The sequence below is a fragment of the Kribbella sp. NPDC051137 genome (genome assembly GCF_040682535.1).
GTDB lineage: Bacteria > Actinomycetota > Actinomycetes > Propionibacteriales > Kribbellaceae > Kribbella > Kribbella karoonensis.
On record NZ_JBFBBI010000005.1, the window covers coordinates 324709 to 344595 of the forward strand.

Below are 19887 nucleotides of genomic sequence, written 5' to 3' on the forward strand. Positions count from 1 at the left end.
CCGTCAGTGCGAGGCAGTGAGCCTTGCTTGGCGAAGGGAAGCGACGATGGGAGTACGTGGGGGTGCCGACGCGGCGAAGCCGGCGCCCGGCACTGCACAGCTCGGCCGGCGGGAACGCCGCCGGCTCCGCCGGCAGGCCTTTCGGGTCGCCCGGCGGGACGAGCCCTTTCTCGAGTTGGGCAGCGGGCCGCTGACCACTCAGGAGCGCGAGCTGATCTTCGACGAGCGCGACGAGGCTCTCAGCCGGCTGCGGCAGTGTCTGACGTCTGACCTGCTGTCGGCAGTCGAGGAGCTCGCCGTACTGGATCGACGGATCACCGAGCTACAAGGACGAGAAGAGCGCGACCGCGTCCACCTCGACCAGCTGAGGTCCTCGTTGACGCCGACGGCCGGGATGGATCAGGTGGCGCGGGCACGCCGGGCGCGTGAACAGCGGCGCGCGCTGGGAAACGCCCAGGCAGAGGCTGGTCAGACGTCCGCGGCGCTCGCCACCGCATTGGAGCGACAGGCGGAGCTTGTGGCCGAGGTACGGACGATGAACCTGCGGTACGAGACCGAGCTCGACCTGGTCCACCGGCTGGCGGTGCTCCGGCGGTCGACGTTCGACGAGAGCCTGGTGAAACATCACCGCCACCGCAGCTTCCTGGCGGAGCGGCTCGATCGCACCGTTCCGCCCGTACCCGCGGAGCTCGCCGTACAACTGGCGCCGGTGAACGGCGGGACTCTCGAGGTGACCGAATGACCAGCGTCTCGGTGGACGCGACGTCGGCTCGGTTCACCCAACGGGTCGCGGCCTGGTTCCGGCGGCTCGTCCGACCGGCCGCGGACCTGGAGATCGACCGGCAGCGACCCGCCCTGTTCCGGGCCTATCCGACGTGTCCGGACCCGGCCGAGCTGGTGCTTGAGGTCCGCGAACGGATCGACGACCTCTACGCCCACGGCGCGGTCGACGAGGGTACGCCTCGGGTCCTCGAGGACCGGGTGGAGAGCGTCAAGGACCAGTGGCAGCGCCAGATCGCGCTCGAACACCTCGAGCGGCGGCGGAAGTACGGCTACGAGCTGGCCGAACGCCAGGGCCGCCTGGATCGCCGGAACGAGCGGATCGCACAACTCGAGACCCGGCTGCAGGACGTCGAGCTCGCCATCCAGGCCGCCGTACAGGCCCAGCAGCCGAAGGGAAAGTCATGACCATCCACAACGTCACCTCGATCGCACCGTCGCGGACCGGGCGCTTCGTCCGGGAGACCGGCTGGTGGCTGATCATCGCCGCGCTCACCGTCGTCGACGGCGGGGGCTTCTACCTGAACATGCAACTGCTGCTCAAGGACGCCTCCAACACAATCGCGCTGATCGTCGTCGCCGGATGCACGGCTGCGTCGGTGCTGCTGCCCTGGCGGTTCGGTGTCGCGCTGAGCGAACGCAGACAGGGCGAGAGCGGAACGCTTCCGATGATTCTGGTGACCGGCCTGCTGTGGCTGACGCTGGGAACGGTGATGGCGATCGTTCGGCTGAAGATCAGCCCGATCGGGGACTCCACGGCCGTGGCCGGCTCCGGCGTCGACGACCCGTTCGCCGGCAGCACCACGACCGACGACTCCCGGGAGCGGCTGTACGTCGCGGTCTTCCTGGCTGTGGTGTTCTCGGTCACCGGGCTGATGGCGTCCAAGCATGCGTACGACCGGCATCGTCAGCGGCTGCTGAACGAGCTGTCCCGGGAACGCGACTGGCTGATGCGGCACCTACGTCGTGAGCGCGAGTCGGCCACCACGGAGGGCCATCTACTGACCGAACTCCGGTCCGACGCCACCCGCCTGCACGAGGCGCAACTACTCGAGAACGAGCTCGCTGAGAGCTTCGCGGGCAGTGCCCACGAGGAGAAAGTCGAGCGGATCAGCCGCAACCTCGGCGAGCCCGAGGCGACCGAGGTCCTGCTGACCTACGACCCACGACGCCGTACCGCCCCTGAGGCCTGAGGAGATATCGATGCGTAACGTTCTTGCAGCCGGCCTGGCCTGCGCCGGCCTGCTCGGGGTGGCGGCCTGCAGCTCGCCGCCGAAACCCAGCGGCGGTGCGACGGCGCTGGTCATCGGCAACCGGCAGAACATGCCCGCGCCCGCCCTCACCCAGGCGGCCAGGGCCGCCCTGGATGCGGCGATCGAGCGCGGCGACCAGTTGGTCATCGTCTCTGTCACGGGCGATCCGAAGGTGGTCGCGAAGAGCGATCTGGCCTGTCCGTGGAAGTCCACCGAGGGATGCAAGAAGTTCCTCCGGGACAACCTCGCGAAACTTCCGGCGATCGTGACGAAGTACCCCGCGGACGCCAAGGAGACCAGCCTGTTCGCCGCGATCAAGCTTGCCCGGGACAACATCAGTTCGGTCCCGGGACCGAAGCAGATCATCACCATCGACAGCGGCCTGGACACGACGGGTCCGCTGGCGATGAACGATCTGTCGGTCCTCGACGCCGACGCCGCCGACCTCGGCAAGGAACTCAAGACCGAGAGGTACTCACCGGATCTGACCGGGATCTCGGTCCTGATGACGGGCCTCGGCCAGACCGTCGCACCGCAAGTGCGCCTGACCTCCCCGGACTCGGCCCGGCTCGCCGCGCTGTGGACCGCCGTACTGCAGCAGGCCGGAGCGAAACCGATCCGGATCGAGCCGGACTCGCTGCCGCCGGGCCAACGAGCGGCCGTGCTGCCCGTAGTCAGCGTGACCAAGCGGCCGGAGCTTCCGAGTCCGAAGAACCTGTGCCGGCAGTTCCGGTTCAACGAGGCACAACTGGGCTTCCAGCCGAACAAGTCGGCGTTCGCCGACCGGAACCGCGCCCGTACCGCGCTGCGCGACCTCGCGGCAGCGCTTCAGCGAACCGGATTCAACGTCGTTCTGACCGGTACGACGGCGTACAAGGAGTCCAGGCCAGGCAACCCGTTGTCCAATGCCCGGGCGACCGCGGCCAAAGGGATCCTCGTCGAGCTCGGTGTGCCGGCCGGGCACATCCTGACGCAGGGCGTCGGCATCAACTGGTCCGGTTATCACCCGCCCGACGGCCCGGTGGAAGCGATGAAGATGCGCCTGGTCCTGATGGATCCCACCTGTCCTCGATGACCGGCAGGTGGCGGCTCGGCGAGTCGCCACCTGCCCCTTACTTCAGCGAGCGCGCTCACCCAGGCAGCGCATCAGGTGTATGACCACAGGTTCCCCCCTGTTGATCTTCCTCCCCGCGACCGATTTCGCGACGAAGGTCGCTCCCCCAACTACAACATCGCAAGCAACCCACACAGCGTTACCACCGACTGATCAGGAGTCGTCATGAGTTGGACGTGTAAGAAGTGCCGGCACCAGAACACGGACGACGATGCGGCGCGGTGCTCCCAGTGCCGAGCGAACAACCCGGCGCGCAATCGGCACAACCCGAACACGCCCGAGCATCAGTGGCTCGGACGGCAGACGTGTCCGCATTGCGGGTACTCGAACGCCTCCGGCCAAGACAAGACCTGCTACAAATGCGGCAAAGCCCTGAAGCGCTAGCGCGGCGAATCTGTCTGGCTGGTCAAGCGCCGTTGAGGTTGCGTTGCCACATCGCTTGGCTTATCGCTCCGGTGACCATCGACCCGTGCGTGAACCTGCATGTAGCTCTGCCACGGGATCGGGCGTCGGCCGTCCGAGATCTGCTCCTGGAGGTGCTACACAGGCTCACCTGAGACGGCGTTGATATGACCGGCAGTCACGGTCTCGCTATAAGACGGCCGCCACAGCCGCAAGGAGGGCCGCGATCTCCAGAAACATGGTGACTGGTCGCGGCGCTGGCGTGAGAGTCGGCCTCGCGAGCCATGTCCGGGCCAGTAGTGCGTTGATCGCGGCTCTGCCCCGCAGTGACCTGTGATTCCACGGCGTGGCGGCTCCTGGAGCGCCTCGACACGGCGCATCTGGGGCGTGCGTCAGGCGCGGGCGGTCGCGCGTCAGCGGGCCTGGGCGGCGGGTGCGGCACCGGGGCAGGCGACCGATCCGGATAGCTGGTTGACGATGGATGTCTACGCTTCGGTCGTGCCCCGTCATAGCGACAAAGAGAACGCGGCGGCGACGTGGAAGAAGACCTATGGTTTCCACCCGTTGATCGGCCATGCTGGATCGGCCGGAGATCTCATGACGGAGATGCTCGCCGTGATGTGCCCTAGGTCTTCCGGAGGGCACATCACGGATCGACTGGCCGCGGTCCACCTGACTTAGAACCTCGACGGGTTCATGGAGTCACTTGGTTTGTGGGCACTTCGGGATCTGTGAGCAGCGGTGGTCGGAGAAATTGTTGATGCGGGCTTCCTTGCACCAGGCACACTCACACGTACAGGTCATGATTACTCCTCGGCTCGCTCAGATGGACTCTTCAGATACGCCACAAATACGCCCTGAGCTTCAGCGGTAGCCGTGACACTGATCTCTGACGGACAGACGTGTCGATGACCCTCGAAACGAAGCCACCCAGACAGAGTGGATGGGTGCTCTCAGCGGAGGATTGGGCTCTGACTCGCCGCTGGTCGCGGACGGATGTTACGCGGGAGCTGGGGGTCGACCGGTCGACGAAGGCGCAGGCGCTGGCCTCGGATCGGCCACCGAAGTACACGCGTGCGTCGGTGGAGACCGCATTTACGCCGTTCGAGCCGCTGGTGCGTCAGTTGCCGGCGACGACGCCGGACATGCGACCACGGCGATCGCCGAGCGAGTCGGCTGGACCGGGTCGGCCAGGTCCGGGCGGTGCTGCAAGTCGTACAGAATCCGGCGCGGGCCCCACCCCGGATGCACCCGGCGGAGCTCCAGGACCCGGGCCTCGACCTCGCCCGGCATCCGGTGCGGGCACGACGCCGGCCGGCGCGACCGCGGCGCCAACCCCGCCAGACCCTCATCCCCGTAACACCGCAGCTAGGTATGCACGCTCCGCCCCCACTGATCGGCAACCTCGCTCACCGACCAGCCCTCGGCCAACACCGCGAGCACTGCCCGGTACTCCTGCTCCTGCACTCTCAGCTCCTGCAACATGAGCCGAGCGTCAAGAAACAACCGAAGCCACCGTCAAGCATCTACCGGAGCCATGTAAAGCAAGAACCCGAGCCAACCTGTCAAGGATGCCCCGGGCTCATACACAGAAACTTGTAGGCCCCGTGGGACTCGAACCCACAACCCGCGGATTGGGTGTTCGCGTTATGCAGTGGTCCGCATCGCTGGTCGAATCTTGCGTCTGACCTGGGAAGTCTTACGCAGAGTAGCTATCGTCGGTTCTCATCGGTTGGCACTAGTTCGCGTCCAAAACGGTGGGCAATCTGGTGGGCGGCAACTTACCTTCGCACGATGCGGCGGCTTGGCGACGCTCCTCGCCGACAGCCCGTCAGTGACACGTAGGTGTCAACTCATGATCGAACATTCGTTCTATAATTCTCCGCATGGGGAGCAATCGTCGGTACCCTCGGGAGTCGCCTCCGAACCTCGCGATGCGGCACTGCTGGGTGCTGCGGACGGCTCGGGAACGCGGGCCGTGGCCCGGCCTGATCTTGGAGTGGCGACAGACCAACTCCGGCGGCTGGGCGGCCCGCGTGGTCTACGTGCCGGACCATCGCGAAGGACGCTCTGTCGAGGACTGGTTCGCCGATTACCACTTGCGACCGATCGACGTCTGGCCCACCGAGGCGACGCAGGAAGCGGCGCGACGGGGCACAAGCCGCGGTTGACGCTTACGTGTCAACCGCACGAACAGACCTCCCGCATCGCCCCGATAGCTGCCGCCCTTAGGTGCGGTGCGGTGCGGGTCAAGGTCGAGCTTGCGAGTCGGAGCGAAGCGGAGTTGCCTTGACGCGTGCCGTGCCGTGCCGATCCCTTCCATGATTGCTGTCGGGGCGATGCGGGAACCCACCGGCTACCAGGACGCGGGGGGTCAGCGGGTGGGGGTGAGTGGCCGGCCTTTCGGCGAGTGCTGCACTGGCAGGGTGTCGGGCGTTGATGGCGAGGTCTGCTGTCTTCGACCCGGCACCGTGTTGGCACGTGCGCGCCAAGCCAAGGGACGCGCCCAGAACGGAGCGCTAGCGGAGTGGCGGGCAGGCGGCCCGCCCTGTGGTGGCGGCGCGCTTTCGGGCCCTGGAGGGGCCCGTCTTGAAGACGTAGAGAAACTTGTCAGACGACGGGAACAACAGACTAAGCAGGTGGGGCCTACGGTGGGCGCTGGCTCCGGTCATCCCCGGACGGGCACCGAACGGTCTAGGTGTGCTAGAACAGTCATCGTGGAGCTACTGCATCAAGGCAAAGTCCGGGACGTGTACACGGATCGCCCAGGCGAGGTGATCCTGGTGGCGACCGATCGAGTGTCGGTCTACGACGTTGTCCTTCCAACACCGATCCCCGACAAGGGCAAGTTGCTAACGAGTCTCTCGCTGTGGTGGTTCGAGCAACTCGCAGACGTGATGCCCAATCACGTGATCTCGGCAACGGATGTTCCGTCTGAGTTCGAGGGCCGGGCCGTTCGATGTCAGCAGGTCGACATTGTGCAGGTTGAGTGCATCGCCCGCGGCTACTTGGCGGGCCTCGGCTGGGATGCCTATCGGGAAACCGGGAAGATTTCGGGCGTCGAGATCAAGCCTGGACTACTCGAAGGCGACAAGCTCCCGGAGCCGGTGTTCACACCAACAACCAAGATAGCTCCTGAGGACGGGCACGACGAGCCGATGACCTTCGATGAGGTCTCGGAGGCCGTTGGAGCGGAGCTTGCAGAAACCTTGAAGAAGAAGACGCTAGAGCTCTTCAAGCGTGCTACAGCGATCACCGATGGTCGTGGGGTACACCTCGCGGACACGAAGTTTGAGTTCGGACTCGCCAAGGACGGGACCTTGGTCCTCGCGGACGAGGTTCTGACCTCGGATTCCTCGAGGTACTGGCGCAACGAGGACTGGAAACCTGGACAGCGGCAAATCTCCTACGACAAGCAGTTCGTACGCGACTGGGCACGTGACCTTGGCACTTGGGACAAGACTCCCCCAGGCCCGGAGATCCCCCAAGCGGTCGTTGACGAGACGCGGGCCCGCTACGTCGCCATGTACGAACGCATCACCGGTCTGAAGTGGGATTGACGATGGCTACCTGGGACGAGATCGCAGAAGCACGGCTGGCTGACGTGCTGGAGCTGCAGAAGGTGCACAAACGCCTGCTCGCGGCCAGAGAACAGGGCATCGAACCAGATCCTCATGACGTTGAGATTGCCCGCTCTGTGGCGGCCACAGGCTACGGCTGCATCGACCGAGTCAACGCGCGGGACGATTACTAGACCCTCTCGCACTCCAACACCTATGATGGTGGTGTTCTAGAACACCGATTGGAGACGTTGAGGTCAGTCATGCCCCCGAAGTTGGAGCGACCCGCTCCCCCGTATCAGCAGATCGCGAACGAGATCCGAACCAGAATCTCGAACGGTGATCTCCAAGCCGGCGACTTGGTGCCGTCGGTCCGCTCGCTGATGCGCGATTACGGCGTGGCTATCGCGACTGCCCAGAAGGCGTTGTCGGCTCTGCGCGCTGAGGGATATATCAAACCAGAGCGTGGCGTCGGAAGCCTCGTCACCACAGAAGAGGAGCGAGGCAGAGCGGCCAACGATCGCGTCGGCAAGGCTCGACGCACCGGCAAGGTCTACCCCACGGGCCAGTACGCAAAGATCACTGATGCAGGTCTGGGAGAGGCTACAGAGCAGATCGCTGATGCCCTCGGCATCAAGGTCGGCAGTCCGGTGATTCGCCGTGTACGTAGGACATTCCGGGCTGACGGCAAGCCAATCTCCGCATCGACGTCGTACTTTCGGGGCGATCTGGCGAAGCGTGCGCCACTCCTGTTGACCTCGGAGCGCATCCGCGAGGGCACCTTCATGTACGTCGCGAACACCCTGAAGCGCAACGTCGACGCCTGGCAAGACCAGTTCGAACCAGCGAGCGCTACGGCTGACCAGGCCGAGAGCCTCGGCTTGGATGAGGGCGCTCTGATCATGGTCGGGCGTAACTGGATCTACGACGACACAGGCGACGTGTTGGAGTACGGCGAGAGCATCACGTATGGCCGCGTTACATACCGGGGTCGGCTCGGCGACTGACCATCTAGGCGGTTGACGCCTACGTGTCAACCCTCAGTTAGAAGTTTGTCGCTCTTAGTGCTTGAAGACTCGGCCTAGGTGTTCTAGTATCTGAACTAGAACACCTGCTCAGAGGGAGCGGGTCGGACGCCTAGAAGGGGCGATTCCTCATGAAGCTGAACATCGACACCACGGGCAAGACGTTCACGGTCACCAAGGGTGTGGAGGAGAAGAAGGACCAGAACGACCGTCAGAAGTTCGACCGGATCACCAAGGAGCCGCTCTGGACGGTCCAGGTGATGGCGCTCGATGAGACGGGCGGCGAGATGATCAACGTGACTTTGGCCGGCAACGCCATGCCGAAGATCAACGTGGGTCAGATCGTCGTACCGGTCGAGCTGGAGGCCATGCCGTGGGCCACCAATGGGCGGAACGGTGTCGCGTTCCGTGCGAAGTCTCTGAACGTTCAGGCCGCTGGCAAGGCTGCCTAGTTCTCCACTGATCCCGTGATCTCGTGCAACTGCTCAGCTAAGGGGTAGTCATGTCGCAATCGATGGAACAGCGAACCATCACAGCGAATCAGGCGCGGGCCGAGTACGTGGCCAAGTGCAACGAAATCATCGAGATCGAACTGGTGATCGCCTTCCTGGATAAGGCCATCGCCGACAGCCTCAACTGGGCTGAACCGGTCGTTGCGATCAGCAACGATGTCACCGCCGTCTACGCCTCGGAGGCGTTCTGGCAACTGCTGGACCTGTACCGCGAGGCTTGTGATCGTCGCCTCGATCTGTACGCCGCACGCGACTACGCGTACGCGGTCTGGAAGTCGGCTTCTCGTGAAGCCACCGCGGTTGACAGCTACGTGTCAACACCGCTCAGCACCAACAGCTAGAAACCAAGAACGGCCCTCGAAAGGGCCGCTCCCTGGAATCGAGACGCGAAGTCGGGCCCATGGCCTAGGAAACCGTTCCCGGCTTCGTGTCTTTCCTGACTCAACCCCCTGATCGGGAGGTCTTGTCATGCCCAAATCTACCCGTCCGCGCTCGACACGTCGAGCATCACGCGGCAGCACCGCGCGCGGCGCGATCGAAACCATCACCCGGCCACAACAGTCCTGGCCGGTCAAACTGCTGCTCACCGTCTGGCGCTGGCGCTGGGAACTGTACGTCCTGGCCGCGCTCGCTTACATCGCGATCGCCCATCGCACCGCGATCACCGGCTACTTCCAGTCGAACCCGCTGTGGCTCAACGCCCTCATGCTCATCGCCCTGTTCCCATGGGTCGCCACCGACAACCCCGCACGCCGGTTCGTCTCGAACCGGATCTGGTGTGTCATCACGCGGCATCGCCTGCGTGCATGCCTGATCGAGATGCGGACCCTGAACTACTCGGGGAACCTGCCGTTCATCGTGGCCTGCTTCTCCACGAAAACCGGACAGGTCGTCTGGTTGTGGATGCGGCCTGGCCAATCGGTCGAAGACCTCGACAACAAGGCCGAAAGCCTGGCCTCTGCCTGCTGGGCACGCAAGGCCACCATCGCTCGGTCGAAGAAGAACGCCGCCATCGTGCGGATCGACATCGACCGCCGTGACCCCCTGGCGAAGAAGACCATCGCCTCACCACTGCTGCAAGACACCAGCGGCGTGCCCGAAGCGGCCGTCGCCGACGACGCAGTCATGGCGTTCCTCACGCCCGACACCACCGACAGCGTCCCCGACGAGTCCACCACCCAACAGCCGGCCAAAACCGGCGCTGGTGAGACGCGCACTCGAACATCCAAGACCAAGACCACCGCTGCCGTGAACGACAGCCAGACGGTGATCTTGGGTGCCAACGGAGAAGACGTGTCCGACTATGTCTAGCTTCAACCCGAAATCGGTGTTCCCCCGGCGCGAGCCGGGGGTCACCCCCGCACCCAAAGGTGCCCTGTCCATCTACGACCCGGCCTACCTCGGCCTCGACACACGCGACCGCGCAGTCCGCGTCGGTCTCATGTACCGCAACATCCTCATCGGCGGTGAACCCGGCGCGGGCAAATCCGTAGCCCAAGGCAACATCGTCGCCCACGCCGCACTGTGCACCGACGTGGACCTCACCCTCATCGACGGCAAGATCGTTGAACTGCTGCCGTACGCACCAGTCGCCAAAGACTTCGTCGGCAACGACATGCGCAAGGCACTGCGAGTCCTCGGCGACATGCAAGGCGACCTGGACGAACGCTACCTACACCTGGCCCGCACAGGCCGCAAGAAGATCGTCCCCGGCGACGGCTTCCGCGCCAAGCTCCTCTGCATTGACGAGCTGGCGTACTTCACCGTCACCGTAGGCACCAAGGAACAGCAAGAAGAGTTCCGCGTCCTGGTACGCGACATCGTCGCCCGTGGCCGCGCTGCGGGCATCATCACCGTCGCATCCACCCAGCGCCCGTCCGCTGACATCGTCCCGACTTCACTACGGGACCTGTTCGGCTACCGGCTCGCCTTCCGGTGTGCCACCGACTCCAGCTCGGACATCATCCTCGGCACCGGCTGGGCCAAACAGGGCCACACCGCCGTGGACATCGAACCCGAAGCCCTCGGTGTCGGACTCCTCCGCGCCGAAGGCGGATTCCCGCGCCGCATCAAGACAGCGCACCTCGAAGACCACCACGTCAACCAGATCGTCCGCCGCGCAGTACACCTCCGGAAGGCGGCATGACCTCATGATCATCGTCAAGCCTGTTCCCGCCGACGCGTTCACCAGCGTCCGCGACAACGACGGCAACACAGGCTGGCTCCACGACTGCGGAGCCTTCGCCTACTCACCCAACCAACCCCACCGTTGCGGCGTGTGCTGGTCAGCAGGCCGCACGGGCTGGGCTCACAACGGCGCGTGGCAACGCGCCTACGTCATCCGGCAGACCTTCGAGGTGGCCTCATGACTCTCTACTACGACGCCAACGGCGGCGAACGCGAAGACCGCATCATCGTCGGCTACGACTTCACCGACAACTCAGTGGCCGGCATCAACCTTGCCTGCAACGGCGAAACCCCACTCGTTGCGATCGACCTTGGCGGAACGCCCGTCGAGATCGAACTCATCACCGGCTCCGTGACGGCGATCAGCCAACTCATCGACGCGCTCTACGAAGCCCGGCAACTCCTCGAAGACCACCAGGTCGACCACATCGCCGAGGACGTGACCCGCAACCAAGTCGAGATCTACATCCCCACCGAGTGGACGGAGGAACAGCCATGAACCTCTATCCGGACAACGACGGACGGTTCCCCGAGGACTCGCTTGTCTTCACGCGCTACCCGCTCACGGATGAAACACCGCCACGAGAAGAGTGGCCGTGGGTTCCGGGCATCGTCCTCGGACAATGCGGACCCAACGAATGGCACATTGCGATCGACGTTCCCGAACTCATCGAACACGAAGACGGCTACGACTGGTCGCCTGCATGTTTCCGTGACTCCAGTGAACTTCGGTACAGGCGAGGCAACTAATGCCTGGGGCAACCAAAGGTCGAGTGACACGTAAGTGTCAAGGCCAAGAAGCCCTCGCAGTCGACACAGAGTCCACAGCAGCACCCACTGCACCGGCATCTGAGCCGGTCAAGAAGAAGGCCCCGTCCAAGAAGACGCACCGCACGCAACGTGCGGAGGACTGGGCACACACGACAGTCGGCGACCCGTGGCCCTGCGACATCTGCGGACACAACGCCTTCATGCGCGACCCCTACACCGGCCGCCCCTGTCACCTGATCTGCGCCAAAAGCCAAGCACAAGAAAGGGGAGAGCAATGGTAACCACTGCTGACTTCCTCGATGACAACACCCGTTACGCCTACCTGGTAGATGACGAACTCTACGTGGGGACCTTCGCCCGCTACGTCAAGGACTGGGTCGAGGCCTACCACTGCGGAACCAACATCTCCAACGAGATCCGGACCTGGGACGACCGGATCCACGTGACCGTGACCTACCACGGCACCGACGACAACGACTACATGCACTACGAACTCACCACGGAACTGGGGCAGTCGGCCCGCTTCACGATCGACGGGAGAGCCTGATGACCAACGACCTCGCACCGGTCGCCCAGGTCCCTGGACAACTCGACCTCATCGACATGCCGGCCACCCCCGCACCGTCCCCGGTGATCGCGGCCAAGCCCGCAACCACCACCAAACTGTCTGGACTCACCAACCACAACACGACCGCCCTTGCAGGGATCACTGGCTGGACGGTCACCCGGACCACCGCCGTCTACAACGGCACTCCTACCGCCGCACACAAGGCGGTCCAAGCCCACATGGACACCGTTCGTGCTGCCGAAGGTGGCCGCGCTCACGGATACACCTCGCTGATTGCCGTACGTAACAAGCTCAAAGAGCTCTCCACCGGCGGCAGTCACCCGGCTGTCTCGGTCACCATCAAACGAGCCAAGAAGGCCACCACCTCGAACGGCTCGAAGACCCGGACCGGGTCACCGAAGGCGCGACTGACACGTAAGCGTCAAGACGAGTACACGACCGCGGAACTGGTCTCCGCACTCGAAACCGCCTGGGCCGCGATCCGTGCCAATCACAAGGAGATCCCCGCTGTCGTGGTCATCGTTGGCTCTGGCACCGCCAGCAAACAAGCGAAGTACGGACACTTCGCAGCCGGTCGCTGGCAGCACGGAGAACAAGCCCTCGCCGAAGTCCTCATCTCGGGCGAAGGACTCAAACGGCCCGTGGAAGAGGTCTTCACCACGTTGCTCCACGAAGCAGCACACGCTCTCGCCAACGTGCGCGAGATCAAAGACACCAGCCGTCAAGGCCGCTGGCACAACCAGAAGTTCGCCGCACTCGCGTCCGAACTCGGGCTCGACACCAAGAAGGACGATCGCATCGGCTGGTCACCCTGCACCCTCCGCAAGGAAACCGCGACCACCTACAAGGGCGTACTCACCGACCTGAAGAAGGCGCTCATCGCCTACCGCCACCCCGAAATGGCAGGCGGACCGACCAAGAAGAACAACAACGCCATCGCGTGCGCATGCCAATGCCCACGGCGTATCCGCGTCGCCAAAGCAGTCCTCGAAGAAGGCGAGATCACCTGCGGCGTCTGCGAATCCACCTTCGAACCCGACGAGTAGCACCGGTTCGTTGCTGGCTCTCGTCTCCGGAATCCACGGGGTCCCGGAGACGGGGGTGAACACCGAACCACCCACCGAACCACCTACGACAACCAGCACAGGAGGCATAGCCCATGACCACCATCTCCAACGTCGACCTCCGGACCTACGTCAACGCCTACGCGGAGGTCACCGTCTACCACGCCGTTGCCGACAGCACCTTTCTCTGCGACTGGGTCGCCAACGACCACCTCGACGGACATGACTGGTGCCCCACCGTCCTCGAACCCGGCGACGACTACACCGTCATCGCCGTCGACGGACAGACCGAAGGCCGCTACTGCCCCGGCTGCGGATACCAGCTCTTCGGTGCCGCCACCCTCAACCCCGCACGTCCGGCGAACACCGGAACCACCACCGCCTGACACGTAACCGTCAACACCACGTAACCGAAGGTCTTCCCGCCTCGACCCCCATCAGCACCCCCAGAAGCAGCTGGCCGGCCAACAAGATTTCCGGCCTCACCACCCCGACGCCCCGAGAGGAGGCCCCCGCCATGACGCACGCGCAGAGCGGAATGCAGGATGACACCGCCACAGCCATCGACGTACTCACTGGGCTCCTCGGTGGCGTCGAAGTCGTCTCCGTGCACGAACCGAAGCCCGGACGCAAGTTCGTCCCTGGAGCCGACAACAGTAACCCTCCGACCAACGCTGTCGAACATGCCCTTCAGCGCGCGGCACGAACCGCAGACTTCGGCGAGTACACGGCCTGGCTTGACCACACCGGCTCCGCTGGCGGCTGCGTCGCCCCCATCCGGCTACGTGGCGAATCGCACGTCGTCTCAGAACGCACCGGACGAATCGTCTCCACCCGGCACACCGAGGACATGCCAGACGGTGTCATCTACAAAGCCTGTGGCAACCGCCGTGCCGCCGTCTGTCCTTCGTGTGCAGAGATTTACCGTGGCGACACCTATCAACTCGTCCTCGCCGGACTACGAGGCGGCAAAGCTACTCCGGTCAGCGTTGCGCAGCACCCCTGCGCGTTCGTCACCTTCACCGCACCCTCGTTCGGGCCGGTCCACTCCGCACGCAAGCACCGGGGTAAGGACGGCCAACTTCGTAACCAGGTTTGTCGTCCCCGTCGTAACCCGGACCTGTGCCCCCACGGTGTTGACCTGCGTTGCCACCAGACCCACGGCGAGGATGAGAAGATCCTCGGCACGCCTCTGTGCCTGGACTGCTATGACCACGACCACCAGGTCGTTTGGAACGCCCTGTCCGGCGAACTGTGGCGACGCACCATGGACCGCGCCAAAGACATCCTCCGCGCATGGGGCCGCGACCACGGCATCGCCGTCAAGCTCTCCTACGGCAAGGTCGCTGAAATGCAAGCACGCGGTGTTGCCCACTTCCACGCACTCGTCCGGCTCGATGGCAGCACCTACGTCACCGGCCACGAAATCCACCGGCACCGGACCTCCGACAAGACCGGACGACACCTCGCCTGCATGCCCAAACGCCGCCCCGAAACCTGCCCCCACGGCGTCGTCATCCAATGCCGGATCAAGCACGCCCCGGACGCCCCCGAACTCGGACAGCCTCTATGTCCGCAGTGTGCAGAGCAACGCCGCGCGGGTATCCACATCCTCGCCAAACCCCACCTGTCCGCCGACCACGCACTCGTCCACCACGCCGTACGAACCGCCGTCGAGAGAACACGGTTCCGCTCTCTGCCGCACCCCGACAACGCTGACGGCTGGCTGATCGAGTGGGGTGCACAACTCGACGTACGGCCTGTACGGCAGACGGTTGAGGACGAGATTACCGACACCGCCGTCGCCGGATACCTCGCCAAGTACGCCACCAAGGGCGCCGAGGCAACTGGCCACTCGTCGGCACGGCTCACCGCTGCAACGGTCAACCTGTACGCCAACCAATACAGCCATGCCGGCCGATTGGTCGACGCCTGCTGGCGACTCGGACGTCCCGGCTCCGACCTGGACGAAGACGAAGCCGCCAAGAACTCCGGACGCCTGTCCTACCGGCGACTCCAGCGCTGGGCACACATGCTCGGCTTCGGCGGCCACTTCTCCACGAAATCCCGCCAGTACTCCACCACCCTCAAGGCACTCCGCGAAGCACGGGCGAACTGGCGACGCGACCACCACCGCACGCAAGACCACACCGACGACACCGAAACCACCCTCATCGTCGGCAACTTCACCTACGCCGGAACCGGCTGGAAAACCACCGGTGACGCACTGCTCGCCAACACCGCAGCCGCGAAAGCTCGGGAACACCGGTTGCTGATCAAGGAACTGTTTGCCGAGGACAACGACTGACACGTAATTGTCAAAGGAGGAATGAAGTGTCTGTGCCGAAGCATCGAGATGACCGACTCTGGAGCATCGAGGATCTGTCGGAGTTCCTCGGAGTTCCCGTGCCGACGCTGTATCGCTGGCGCACCACCGGCTACGGCCCGAAGGGCGTCCGTATTGGTCGGTACGTCCGCTACCGACAGGAGGCCGTCGATAGCTGGCTCAGATCCCTTGAAGGGGCAGCCTGAACATGTCACGTGAACCGATGCCCATCGGTGCCTGGGGCAACATCAGCGTCAAGCTGGTCAAAGACCCCAAGGGCCGCGAGTCGTACCGCGCCAAAGCGCGATTCCGAGACTTCAACGGTGCGGTCTCTCAAGTCGAGCGATACGGCAAGACGGCCAACGCTGCGAGGTCACGGCTCATCGCGGCCTTGCGTGACCGGGCGAAGATGGGAAGTTCGGGCACCTGGACCACAACGCACCGTTTCAGTGAGGTTGCGGACGCATGGGTCAAGGAGATCGAGGCACTGGTTGATGATGGATCTCGCTCACCACGGACCGTTCAGAGCTACAAATCCGTTCTGGAGAAGCACGTTCGTCCGGCCTTGGGCGAACTGCGGCTTGGCGAGGTGACAACCGCTCGTGTCGATACCTTCATTCACAAGGTCAAAGCGAAGGTCGGTGTCCCTACTGCGAAGCTCTGCCGGAGTGTCACTTCTGGCGTGATGAGCCTGGCTGTTCGGAGTGGCCCACTTGATGCCAACCCTGTACGGGAGATTCGGCGGATCGAGTCAGCCCGTAGGAAGAAGCTTGCTCGGTCGTTGACTGTGGAGCAGATCGAGTTGTGGCTCAGGGCGGTGTCTAAGAACGAACGGGCAGTCAGAAAGGACATTCCCGACCTGAGTCTGTTCATGCTCGGTACCGGCGTTCGGATCGGGGAAGCACTCGCACTCGTTTGGGCTGATGTGGATCTCTCGGCGGATGCGGTCAATATCGACTGGACGGTTGGTCGTGTGCCTGGGCAAGGTCTCGTTCGAAGCGTGACCAAGTCGGAGGCTGGCGAACGCACCCTCGGTCTTCCGGCGCGACTCGTTGACATGCTCCGTGACAGGTTCGCCGCTGGCGTGATGCTCGACTGGCCTGTGTTCCCCGACAGCATCGGCGGATTCCGGGATCCGAACAACACTCTGCGCGACCTCCGGAAGGTCCGGGCCGAGATCGAGTCGCTGGAGTGGGTCAAGTCACACAACTTCCGGAAGACGCTCGCGACGCTCCTGGACGATGCCGGCCATTCTGCACGACAGATCGCGGACCAGCTCGGGCACAGCCGGGTCTCGATGACACAGGACACATACCTCGGTCGGAAGATCCGCAACGCCAAGGCTGTCGAAGCCATGAACGAGGTATTGGGCACCCGCCCAGAGCGCGACTCGGAGTCCGAAAGTGGTGGGTAAGTGGTGGGTCGAGGTGCTAGCCACAGTGGCCATGTGCGCTCTGACCTGCGGAAACAGTAGGCCCCGTGGGACTCGAACCCACAACCCGCGGATTAAAAGTCCGCTGCTCTGCCAGTTGAGCTAGAGGCCCTCAGTTGGTGAGGGGAACAGTGTGTCAGGTTTGGTGGGGGTTTGCTTGGTGGGGGGCGGGGGTGAGGGGTTGCGGGGGTGGGGTGGGTGGTGGTACAGATCGGAATTCGTCCGGGTTGGTCGGGCGCTGGCATTCCTGTCGCGGGGGGAACCGACGGCGGGGTGGGGGGAGATTGTGGTGTGGGTTCGTGGTGCCGTGGGGGCGGCTTTGGTGGTTGTTGTTGGGGTGGTCGGGGGTTGTGGGTCGCGGGACTCGGGGGCGGGTGAGGCGGTGGTGCCGGTGGGTGTGCGGGTGACGGATTCGCAGACGCCGAGCGCGACACCGAGTCCGACACCAAGTCCGACACCAAGCCCGTCTCAGAGTCCGCCGGGTTCGAGTCCGGTGGTGGCGCCGTTGACGCCTGGCAGTGGGCCGGCGAGTGTGCCGGTGCGGACGGCTGCGGTGCGGACCACTAAGGAGGTGGTCGAGTTCCGAGTGATTCCGTTCAAGAAGAGGACGGTGACCGACGACTCGCTGCCCAAGGGGGAGAAGTCGGTGCGGACTGCCGGAGTGGACGGGACGCGGCGGCTGACATACCGGGTGACGTACGTGAATGGGGTGCAGACGGACAAGCGGCTGATCGGCCAGGAGGTTGCGAAGGAGCCGCGGACGCAGGTGACCGTGGTGGGGACGAAGGTCGACGAGCCCACGCAGTCGGGTGGGTGTGATCCGAACTACAGCGGCTGCGTTCCGATTGCCAGTGATGTCGACTGTGCGGGCGGCAGCGGTAATGGGCCGGAGTACGTGCAGGGGCCGATCCGGGTGATCGGGACCGATATCTACCGGCTGGACGCCGACCACGACGGGATCGCCTGCGAGTAGCTAGCCGCTGGTGGCTGTCACGTCCAGTTCGACCAGCACCTGAGGGTGGACCAGCGCGGTGGTGAAGGCGTTCCAGTTCGCCTGCCAGGTGTGGCGGTTGAGTTTGACGGTGGCGGTGAGGTGGGCCTCGCCGGCGGTCTGGGTCAGCAGGAACGGGACAGTCAGCGGGTGGCTGGTCCCGCGCAGGGTCAGGTCGCCGGTGACGTCGTAGCGGTCGGCGCCCCGTGGGGTGATCTCGGTGGTCACGAAGGTCATCTCCGGGTGCGTCGCCGTACCGAAGAAGTCCTTGCGGAGCTGGTCGTCGCGGCGGGCGTTACCGGTGTCGACGCTGTCCAGCTGGACGGTCACCCACCCACCGGCGGGGTCTATGGCGCCTTCGAAGGTGTCGAAGCCGCCGTGGACCCTGCCGCCGATCCGATGCGCGGCCACAAACCCGATCCGGCTGCGCTGCTGGTCGAGAACGTATTCAGGCATGCAGGTACGACGAAGCGGCCCGCCGGAGTGTCAGCCGATCACCCCCGTGGTGATCCGGCGCGGCGTGATGTCGAACATCGAGTCCTCGGGAGGATTCGCCAGGTACGCCGCCCTCGCCTCGGGTGGGAGGTACTTCGTGACCATCGCCTGCAGCAGCGCCGGATCGAGCGGCAGGAACCGTGCGACGCCCTGCATGTTGACGTAGCGGGCGGTCGGGCCGTCGGCGGTCTGGATCGAGAGGGAGAGCTCGCCCGAGCCGGTGCGGTGCAGGCGGGTCTTCTTCGACTTGGCCGGCGTCATCACCTGGAAGCGGTTGCCCTCCGGCAGGTGGTGGAACCACACGGGTGTCACGTGTGGCGACCAGCCGGGGTCGTCGATCGCGAGGACCGCGACCAGCGGCTGCGCCAGGAACTCGGCTATTTCCTTGTCGTCCATCGTTCGAAACCCCATGTACGCACCCTCCCACCCGCCACCGACATACTTGTCGGGTGCTCACGTACGTCCTGAACTCGCAGGACCTCGCCGACGTACGGTTCGCGGTCTCGCCGGTCGCGGAGATGGTGCTGTCGTTGCGTGCGCTGCGGGAGCCCGGGCGCTTCCCGTTGCAGCTCGGCTGGGTACGGGCGGTCCAGCCGCGGGTGACCGAGCTCGACTGGGACGTACTGCGCTGGCTGGTCAACGACACCATGGGCAGCCCGGACTTCCTCACGCCGCGCCCGTCGTCACCGCTCACGCAACTGGCCGACGAGCTGGACCTGATCGCCTCCGTGGACCGGGACACGTTCAAAAAGCAACTCATAGCGGTGAACGGCGAGCTCCCGGATGCCCTGACGATCGACAAGGTGGTCAACGCGCTCAGTGACTACTGGCAGGCCATGATGGCGCCGTACTGGAACCGTATGCGGACCCTGCTCTCCGCTGACATCAGCTACCGCGGCCACGTCCTCACGCAGCACGGCACCGGCGTGATGCTCAACGGCCTGGGCCCTGCCATCAGCTACGCGGAGGGTCTGCTCAAGGTCGACAGGGTCGCGGCGCTGAGCCGCCAAGAGGACATCAACGGTCGCGGTCTCGTACTCCAGCCGACCCTCTTCGGCCCGCATGCCGTCATCCCGTTCGAACCGGGCGCCGACCCGCTGCTCGGCTACCCGCCACGCGGCCAAGCGAACCTGTGGTCCGTCGTGGAGCCCCCGTCCCACCAGGACCTGGCGCAACTGATCGGTACGCCGCGGGCGCGCATCCTCGACCTGCTGACGCATCCCCGCACCACGACGGACCTGGCCGGCGAGCTGCAGGTCACCCCGTCCGCGGTCAGTCAGCACCTTCAGCTGCTCCGCCGCACCGGGCTGGTCGAGCCGCAGCGCACGGGCAAGCAGGTCCTCTACCGCCCGACCGAACTCGCAGCGTTGCTGACTGGTAGCGAACCGTTGACACCGTCGTAGCATC

At 64.7% G+C, this 19887-nt stretch carries 26 protein-coding genes, 1 tRNA gene and 1 pseudogene; 24 read left to right on the forward strand and 4 right to left on the reverse strand.

Going from position 1 to position 19887, the window contains the following annotated elements:
• The first annotated feature begins 46 nt into the window (after positions 1–46).
• The 5 genes and pseudogenes from AB0M51_RS27500 to AB0M51_RS27520 all read left to right on the forward strand — a co-directional run.
• Positions 47–742, forward strand: coding sequence for a hypothetical protein (locus AB0M51_RS27500; RefSeq protein ID WP_344200677.1), 696 nt, complete (start codon positions 47–49; stop codon positions 740–742).
• Positions 739–1188 carry a hypothetical protein gene (locus AB0M51_RS27505; protein WP_344200679.1) on the forward strand — a complete coding sequence of 150 codons (450 nt, stop codon included), beginning with the start codon at positions 739–741 and terminating at the stop codon, positions 1186–1188. Before AB0M51_RS27500 ends, AB0M51_RS27505 begins: the two co-directional genes overlap by 4 nt.
• Positions 1185–1973: a hypothetical protein gene (locus AB0M51_RS27510; RefSeq protein WP_344200682.1), complete on the forward strand. Its 789-nt coding sequence runs from the start codon at positions 1185–1187 to the stop codon at positions 1971–1973. Before AB0M51_RS27505 ends, AB0M51_RS27510 begins: the two co-directional genes overlap by 4 nt.
• A 10-nt stretch (positions 1974–1983) precedes the next feature.
• Positions 1984–3108, forward strand: a complete 1125-nt coding sequence (locus AB0M51_RS27515) for an OmpA family protein (RefSeq protein ID WP_344200684.1) — start codon at positions 1984–1986, stop codon at positions 3106–3108.
• Between the two features lie 779 nt (positions 3109–3887).
• Positions 3888–4119 (forward strand): annotated as a pseudogene (locus AB0M51_RS27520) (IS1380 family transposase); the annotation flags it as partial.
• 525 nt (positions 4120–4644) lie between these two features.
• Here the strand turns inward: AB0M51_RS27520 and AB0M51_RS27525 are convergent.
• A complete protein-coding gene (locus AB0M51_RS27525; RefSeq protein WP_363751509.1) occupies positions 4645–4917 on the reverse strand; it encodes a helix-turn-helix domain-containing protein in 273 nt (90 codons plus the stop codon).
• A gap of 518 nt (positions 4918–5435) precedes the next feature.
• Here AB0M51_RS27525 and AB0M51_RS27530 point away from each other — a divergent pair.
• The 17 genes from AB0M51_RS27530 to AB0M51_RS27610 all read left to right on the forward strand — a co-directional run bounded on the left by AB0M51_RS27530 (position 5436) and on the right by AB0M51_RS27610 (position 16976).
• The gene (locus AB0M51_RS27530) at positions 5436–5720 is read left to right on the forward strand and encodes a hypothetical protein (protein WP_363751095.1); all 285 of its coding nucleotides are present in this window, start codon (positions 5436–5438) and stop codon (positions 5718–5720) included.
• Between the two features lie 546 nt (positions 5721–6266).
• Positions 6267–7109, forward strand: coding sequence for a phosphoribosylaminoimidazolesuccinocarboxamide synthase (locus AB0M51_RS27535; protein WP_363751097.1), 843 nt, complete (start codon positions 6267–6269; stop codon positions 7107–7109).
• Positions 7110–7111: 2 nt separating this feature from the next.
• Positions 7112–7303, forward strand: a complete 192-nt coding sequence (locus AB0M51_RS27540) for a hypothetical protein (protein ID WP_363751099.1) — start codon at positions 7112–7114, stop codon at positions 7301–7303.
• A gap of 69 nt (positions 7304–7372) precedes the next feature.
• Positions 7373–8116: a GntR family transcriptional regulator gene (locus AB0M51_RS27545; protein ID WP_363751101.1), complete on the forward strand. Its 744-nt coding sequence runs from the start codon at positions 7373–7375 to the stop codon at positions 8114–8116.
• A gap of 149 nt (positions 8117–8265) precedes the next feature.
• Positions 8266–8586: a hypothetical protein gene (locus AB0M51_RS27550; RefSeq protein WP_363751103.1), complete on the forward strand. Its 321-nt coding sequence runs from the start codon at positions 8266–8268 to the stop codon at positions 8584–8586.
• A gap of 50 nt (positions 8587–8636) precedes the next feature.
• Positions 8637–8987: a hypothetical protein gene (locus tag AB0M51_RS27555; RefSeq protein ID WP_363751105.1), complete on the forward strand. Its 351-nt coding sequence runs from the start codon at positions 8637–8639 to the stop codon at positions 8985–8987.
• Between the two features lie 127 nt (positions 8988–9114).
• Complete coding sequence (locus AB0M51_RS27560) at positions 9115–9957, forward strand: hypothetical protein (protein WP_363751107.1); 843 nt, start codon at positions 9115–9117, stop codon at positions 9955–9957.
• On the forward strand, positions 9950–10792 hold the full coding sequence (locus AB0M51_RS27565; RefSeq protein WP_363751109.1) for an FtsK/SpoIIIE domain-containing protein: 843 nt from the start codon (positions 9950–9952) through the stop codon (positions 10790–10792). Before AB0M51_RS27560 ends, AB0M51_RS27565 begins: the two co-directional genes overlap by 8 nt.
• A gap of 4 nt (positions 10793–10796) precedes the next feature.
• Positions 10797–11015 carry a hypothetical protein gene (locus tag AB0M51_RS27570; protein ID WP_363751111.1) on the forward strand — a complete coding sequence of 73 codons (219 nt, stop codon included), beginning with the start codon at positions 10797–10799 and terminating at the stop codon, positions 11013–11015.
• Entirely contained in the window at positions 11012–11332 is a 321-nt protein-coding gene (locus tag AB0M51_RS27575; RefSeq protein WP_363751113.1) for a hypothetical protein, read from the forward strand. The genes AB0M51_RS27570 and AB0M51_RS27575 overlap by 4 nt, the downstream gene beginning before the upstream one ends.
• Entirely contained in the window at positions 11329–11583 is a 255-nt protein-coding gene (locus AB0M51_RS27580) for a hypothetical protein (RefSeq protein WP_363751115.1), read from the forward strand. The genes AB0M51_RS27575 and AB0M51_RS27580 overlap by 4 nt, the downstream gene beginning before the upstream one ends.
• 295 nt (positions 11584–11878) lie before the next feature.
• Positions 11879–12151, forward strand: a complete 273-nt coding sequence (locus AB0M51_RS27585; RefSeq protein ID WP_363751117.1) for a hypothetical protein — start codon at positions 11879–11881, stop codon at positions 12149–12151.
• On the forward strand, positions 12151–13218 hold the full coding sequence (locus tag AB0M51_RS27590; protein WP_363751119.1) for a hypothetical protein: 1068 nt from the start codon (positions 12151–12153) through the stop codon (positions 13216–13218). The genes AB0M51_RS27585 and AB0M51_RS27590 overlap by 1 nt, the downstream gene beginning before the upstream one ends.
• Positions 13219–13331: 113 nt before the next feature.
• A complete protein-coding gene (locus AB0M51_RS27595) occupies positions 13332–13622 on the forward strand; it encodes a hypothetical protein (protein ID WP_363751121.1) in 291 nt (96 codons plus the stop codon).
• Between the two features lie 131 nt (positions 13623–13753).
• Positions 13754–15544 (forward strand): replication initiator, encoded by a 1791-nt coding sequence (locus AB0M51_RS27600; protein ID WP_363751123.1) that lies wholly within the window; start codon positions 13754–13756, stop codon positions 15542–15544.
• 26 nt (positions 15545–15570) lie between these two features.
• Positions 15571–15768 (forward strand): helix-turn-helix domain-containing protein, encoded by a 198-nt coding sequence (locus tag AB0M51_RS27605; protein WP_363751125.1) that lies wholly within the window; start codon positions 15571–15573, stop codon positions 15766–15768.
• A gap of 17 nt (positions 15769–15785) precedes the next feature.
• Entirely contained in the window at positions 15786–16976 is a 1191-nt protein-coding gene (locus AB0M51_RS27610) for a tyrosine-type recombinase/integrase (RefSeq protein ID WP_363751127.1), read from the forward strand.
• Positions 16977–17033: 57 nt separating this feature from the next.
• Here the strand turns inward: AB0M51_RS27610 and AB0M51_RS27615 are convergent.
• Positions 17034–17106: transfer RNA gene (locus AB0M51_RS27615), tRNA-Lys, on the reverse strand.
• Between the two features lie 459 nt (positions 17107–17565).
• Between AB0M51_RS27615 and AB0M51_RS27620 the strand changes: the two genes are divergently transcribed.
• A complete protein-coding gene (locus AB0M51_RS27620; RefSeq protein WP_344188698.1) occupies positions 17566–17967 on the forward strand; it encodes a G5 domain-containing protein in 402 nt (133 codons plus the stop codon).
• Here the strand turns inward: AB0M51_RS27620 and AB0M51_RS27625 are convergent, their stop codons facing one another.
• Together AB0M51_RS27625 and AB0M51_RS27630 are read right to left on the reverse strand one after the other, a co-directional pair.
• On the reverse strand, positions 17968–18441 hold the full coding sequence (locus tag AB0M51_RS27625; protein ID WP_344188484.1) for a YceI family protein: 474 nt from the start codon (positions 18439–18441) through the stop codon (positions 17968–17970).
• Positions 18442–18471: 30 nt separating this feature from the next.
• A complete protein-coding gene (locus AB0M51_RS27630) occupies positions 18472–18891 on the reverse strand; it encodes a pyridoxamine 5'-phosphate oxidase family protein (protein WP_344188485.1) in 420 nt (139 codons plus the stop codon).
• A gap of 38 nt (positions 18892–18929) precedes the next feature.
• On the opposite strand from AB0M51_RS27630, the gene AB0M51_RS27635 reads away from it, so the two are divergent.
• Positions 18930–19883, forward strand: a complete 954-nt coding sequence (locus AB0M51_RS27635; protein WP_344188486.1) for a DUF5937 family protein — start codon at positions 18930–18932, stop codon at positions 19881–19883.
• The last annotated feature ends 4 nt before the right edge of the window (positions 19884–19887 follow it).

Coding starts and splice junctions, on each gene's coding strand:
- AB0M51_RS27515 (WP_344200684.1), top strand. CDS start 1,984: ATGCGTAACGTTCTTGCAGCCGGCCTGGCCTGCGCCGGCCTGCTCGGG.
- AB0M51_RS27510 (WP_344200682.1), top strand. CDS start 1,185: ATGACCATCCACAACGTCACCTCGATCGCACCGTCGCGGACCGGGCGC.
- AB0M51_RS27555 (WP_363751105.1), top strand. CDS start 8,637: ATGTCGCAATCGATGGAACAGCGAACCATCACAGCGAATCAGGCGCGG.
- AB0M51_RS27610 (WP_363751127.1), top strand. CDS start 15,786: ATGCCCATCGGTGCCTGGGGCAACATCAGCGTCAAGCTGGTCAAAGAC.
- AB0M51_RS27550 (WP_363751103.1), top strand. CDS start 8,266: ATGAAGCTGAACATCGACACCACGGGCAAGACGTTCACGGTCACCAAG.
- AB0M51_RS27590 (WP_363751119.1), top strand. CDS start 12,151: ATGACCAACGACCTCGCACCGGTCGCCCAGGTCCCTGGACAACTCGAC.
- AB0M51_RS27600 (WP_363751123.1), top strand. CDS start 13,754: ATGACGCACGCGCAGAGCGGAATGCAGGATGACACCGCCACAGCCATC.
- AB0M51_RS27595 (WP_363751121.1), top strand. CDS start 13,332: ATGACCACCATCTCCAACGTCGACCTCCGGACCTACGTCAACGCCTAC.
- AB0M51_RS27585 (WP_363751117.1), top strand. CDS start 11,879: ATGGTAACCACTGCTGACTTCCTCGATGACAACACCCGTTACGCCTAC.
- AB0M51_RS27570 (WP_363751111.1), top strand. CDS start 10,797: ATGATCATCGTCAAGCCTGTTCCCGCCGACGCGTTCACCAGCGTCCGC.
- AB0M51_RS27530 (WP_363751095.1), top strand. CDS start 5,436: ATGGGGAGCAATCGTCGGTACCCTCGGGAGTCGCCTCCGAACCTCGCG.
- AB0M51_RS27630 (WP_344188485.1), bottom strand. CDS start 18,891: ATGGGGTTTCGAACGATGGACGACAAGGAAATAGCCGAGTTCCTGGCG.
- AB0M51_RS27545 (WP_363751101.1), top strand. CDS start 7,373: ATGCCCCCGAAGTTGGAGCGACCCGCTCCCCCGTATCAGCAGATCGCG.
- AB0M51_RS27580 (WP_363751115.1), top strand. CDS start 11,329: ATGAACCTCTATCCGGACAACGACGGACGGTTCCCCGAGGACTCGCTT.
- AB0M51_RS27500 (WP_344200677.1), top strand. CDS start 47: ATGGGAGTACGTGGGGGTGCCGACGCGGCGAAGCCGGCGCCCGGCACT.
- AB0M51_RS27575 (WP_363751113.1), top strand. CDS start 11,012: ATGACTCTCTACTACGACGCCAACGGCGGCGAACGCGAAGACCGCATC.
- AB0M51_RS27505 (WP_344200679.1), top strand. CDS start 739: ATGACCAGCGTCTCGGTGGACGCGACGTCGGCTCGGTTCACCCAACGG.
- AB0M51_RS27565 (WP_363751109.1), top strand. CDS start 9,950: ATGTCTAGCTTCAACCCGAAATCGGTGTTCCCCCGGCGCGAGCCGGGG.
- AB0M51_RS27625 (WP_344188484.1), bottom strand. CDS start 18,441: ATGCCTGAATACGTTCTCGACCAGCAGCGCAGCCGGATCGGGTTTGTG.
- AB0M51_RS27560 (WP_363751107.1), top strand. CDS start 9,115: ATGCCCAAATCTACCCGTCCGCGCTCGACACGTCGAGCATCACGCGGC.
- AB0M51_RS27540 (WP_363751099.1), top strand. CDS start 7,112: ATGGCTACCTGGGACGAGATCGCAGAAGCACGGCTGGCTGACGTGCTG.